Raw genomic sequence first — 2,867 nt, 5'->3', positions numbered from 1 at the left:
GCCGGTTCATGATGATGTCCTCGACCGTGTCGTCGGCCATGAACTCGGCGAACGGTGCGAGGGCGAAGTCGAGCAGGGGAAGGGCCGCGTGTTGGTGGTTCATGTCCCGTGTCCTTCAGCGATCGGGTTAGCGGGCCATCGTCAGCGAGAAGCACGGCCGCATGTCGATGTCGTCCATGGCCATGATCAGCACCTGTGGCGCCTGCGCCCGGCGTAGCGTCGGGGGGATGTCGATGTCGTCGCCATAACTGCCCTGGGCGAGGTTCCTGGAACCGCTCTGGAACTGGTTGAAGGAAATGCCGCTGTCGGCGCCGATGGCGTTCGACGCACCGATCGCGGCGGCCTGCCCGGCGGCATCGAGCAGGGCGATCATGGCGACGCCACGGAAGCGCTCGAAGAAGTGCGTGTCGACCTCGCCGTCGATGCCGGGGGTTCCAAGCTGGTCACCCAGCGAGGCCCGCAGCTTGATCAGGCAGCCCTGCGGCGTCTCCAGCCGGGTGACCACGGCAAAGGCGCGATCCATCCCGCGCTCCAGGTGCTGGGTGACGCGCCCGAATGCCCAGGTACCATCGTCCAGCAGCGGCACCGCGCCGGACGTGCTGTAGACCGGACCGCGAACCTTGCACCGGAATGGGCCGGGAACCTGCGTGTTGATCGGCTGCTCCAGGATGCACGGGATTGGCGTGCCCATCGTCATGAACAGGTTGCGGTCCGGCAGCATCGTTGCGGAAACCGTACCGCCGTCGCGTCCGGCCCCGAGACCTTCGTCCAGCCGATCCCCATCGCCGTTCATGGCGGAAATGCTTTCGACGCCGCCTTCGGTAGACTGCGCCGGTGCGGTGGGACTGGCAGTGGTCTTGAGTCCTCCGCTTGTCTGCAATGCCGAGATCGGCGGCCGAACGATAGGTCGAGCCAAGGCCGTGGGCATGGTCGGCATGCCTAATCCAGCCGGTCTTGCCGGTGTCGGTGGCGGCCTCACGGCAGCCGGTGTTACCGGCGGAGCTGAGGGCGGGATCGGCGCGAAGGCGCTGCCGATCTCACCGTTGCGGGCGACGGTGCCGCGATCGGCTTCGACCGGCGGTGGCGGGCTGTCGGTCAGGATGAACCAGCCGGCGGCGATGATGGTGACGGTGCCCAGCAACGCCTTGCCGAGCTTCTTCTTCCTGCTCTCTCTGGGGCCGGCGATCTGCGACGTCGTGGCGTCGGTCTGCGGCGTGATGGTGTTCCCGAGCATTATGAGCCGCTCCTGACCTGGCGCACGACACCAGGGTCGATGGTGCCGGTCCCGGTCCGATGCCTAACCGGGTCATAGGCGTTGTTCGTGATGCAGAGCACGGAGTTGCCGTCGCGCAGCCGGAGCATCGGCACGACGCCGTGGATGATCAGCAGGCTGCCCCTGGTCGCTGAGTCGACCACGGTGTTCTGCCCGATGATGGCTTCACTGCCATCAGCCATGACCTGATAGGCCAGGGGCGCCGGACGATTGCCTGGATAGCGCAGATACGTGCGCTGGCCATCGTCCCACATCGCATCGAGCCCGGCCGGCGCCGTCGGCGCCAGGGCGATGCGGTCGGCGTCGGTGCCCTGGCCGTCATAGGCCACGTTGTGGGCGAGGACGGACTGCTGAACCTGCGTCAGCCGGTCGGCCACGGCCTGGGCCTGGAGCTTCTCCTGCTTTTCCTGCCAGAGTTTCTGCCGCTCCTGCCGCTCGGCTTCTTTGAGGATCTTTGCAGCGACTGGGTCGGAGAAGACGACGGAGAAGAAGGTGTCAGGCGCCTGCGGACCGCCGGGGATGGTGCTGAGTTCGAAGGAATGGCGGCGATGGTCCTGCTTGCCGGTGACCGGGTTCGTCCACACGCCGATGACGGTGAACGGCTGCGGCTCGAGGTGGCGCAGCGCCTTGACCATCAGGAACTTTGACGGGTTGGCGTCGGAGCCCGGCATATGAACCTGAAGGTTGTCGTCGGCAGTAGCGGACTGGCCGGTGGCGACCCGTTCGGTCGGCGGCTTGCCGCTGATGATCTCGTTATCTGATGTGCCGACGCTGTAGACGACCTCGTTGTCAGGCAACTGAAGAGTGGTCGTGGCGCCGGGCACCAGGAACAGGCTGATGATCTGGCTCGGATCGTAGGTGATGCAGCGCTCGCGCGGATCGGGCCCGCACGGCTGCGGGACTTCGGCGGCGGTGGCGGTCGAGGACATCAGTGCCAGTGCCACGGCTGCCATCGAACCGATCCGGGGTGCTTTGTTCATCACCTGCTGACTCCTTCGCGCTGGGCGCCGGCGTACTCGATGACCTGGATCTGCGGGGCGTTGAAGGTCCATCGCTGCCAGATCCGGTCCTGTGGAAGTTCGACGTTCCGCTTGATCGCGACTGTCGCGGCATAGCGGACCGGTGGCATCCGCTTGCCGTCCGGCAGCGTCTCGACCCGGTCGAACCAGACGCGATAGGCGGGAGGGCCGTCGGCGATGCAGGCTTTCTCGACCGGGCAGATCGGCTCCCATCGGACGAAAGTCGTCTCGACCGTCATGTCCTTGTAGATCTGCGCCGGGCTTTGCGGATTGTCGGCGCGGTACCAGTTCTGGAAGCTCTCGCGGACGCGTGGCGCCGACAGGGCCGAGACCATCGTCCACGCCCATCCGGCATTGCCGGCCGACCAGCTCTCGCGCTGCTGCACATAGCTCCAAACGACATTGACCGTCGTGTCTTCGCGGACCGGCTTCGACAGGGACTCCCACTTGACCGCCGTGGTCGTGGTGCCGTCGTCGCGGACGTGGGTTGTGATCGGGATGATCTCCTTGAGCGGCAGCAGGTAGGAAATGACGGCGGCTTCGGCGACGGCGATGAAGACGATCCCGGCGAAGGC

Annotated in this window: 3 protein-coding genes; all 3 read right to left on the bottom strand. The window is 66.2% G+C overall.

Annotated features, from left to right (window positions below; all coding sequences use genetic code 11):
* Positions 1-127: 127 nt before the first annotated feature.
* Complete coding sequence (locus tag N826_RS38575) at positions 128-1,234, bottom strand: TrbI/VirB10 family protein (protein WP_044437859.1); 1,107 nt, start codon at positions 1,232-1,234, stop codon at positions 128-130.
* Complete coding sequence (locus tag N826_RS38570) at positions 1,234-2,253, bottom strand: TrbG/VirB9 family P-type conjugative transfer protein (protein WP_044437857.1); 1,020 nt, start codon at positions 2,251-2,253, stop codon at positions 1,234-1,236. Before N826_RS38570 ends, N826_RS38575 begins: the two co-directional genes overlap by 1 nt.
* Positions 2,253-2,867 (bottom strand): type IV secretion system protein (locus N826_RS38565; RefSeq protein ID WP_044437856.1); only part of this gene is annotated, 615 nt, incomplete at its 5' end. The genes N826_RS38570 and N826_RS38565, both read right to left, overlap by 1 nt.

Source organism: Skermanella aerolata KACC 11604, assembly GCF_000936425.1.
Lineage (GTDB): Bacteria > Pseudomonadota > Alphaproteobacteria > Azospirillales > Azospirillaceae > Skermanella > Skermanella aerolata.
Note: the sequence above shows the minus strand (reverse complement) of the source record. Positions and strands in the feature narration are given on the sequence as shown.

Coding starts and splice junctions, on each gene's coding strand:
- N826_RS38570 (WP_044437857.1), bottom strand. CDS start 2,253: ATGAACAAAGCACCCCGGATCGGTTCGATGGCAGCCGTGGCACTGGCA.
- N826_RS38575 (WP_044437859.1), bottom strand. CDS start 1,234: ATGCTCGGGAACACCATCACGCCGCAGACCGACGCCACGACGTCGCAG.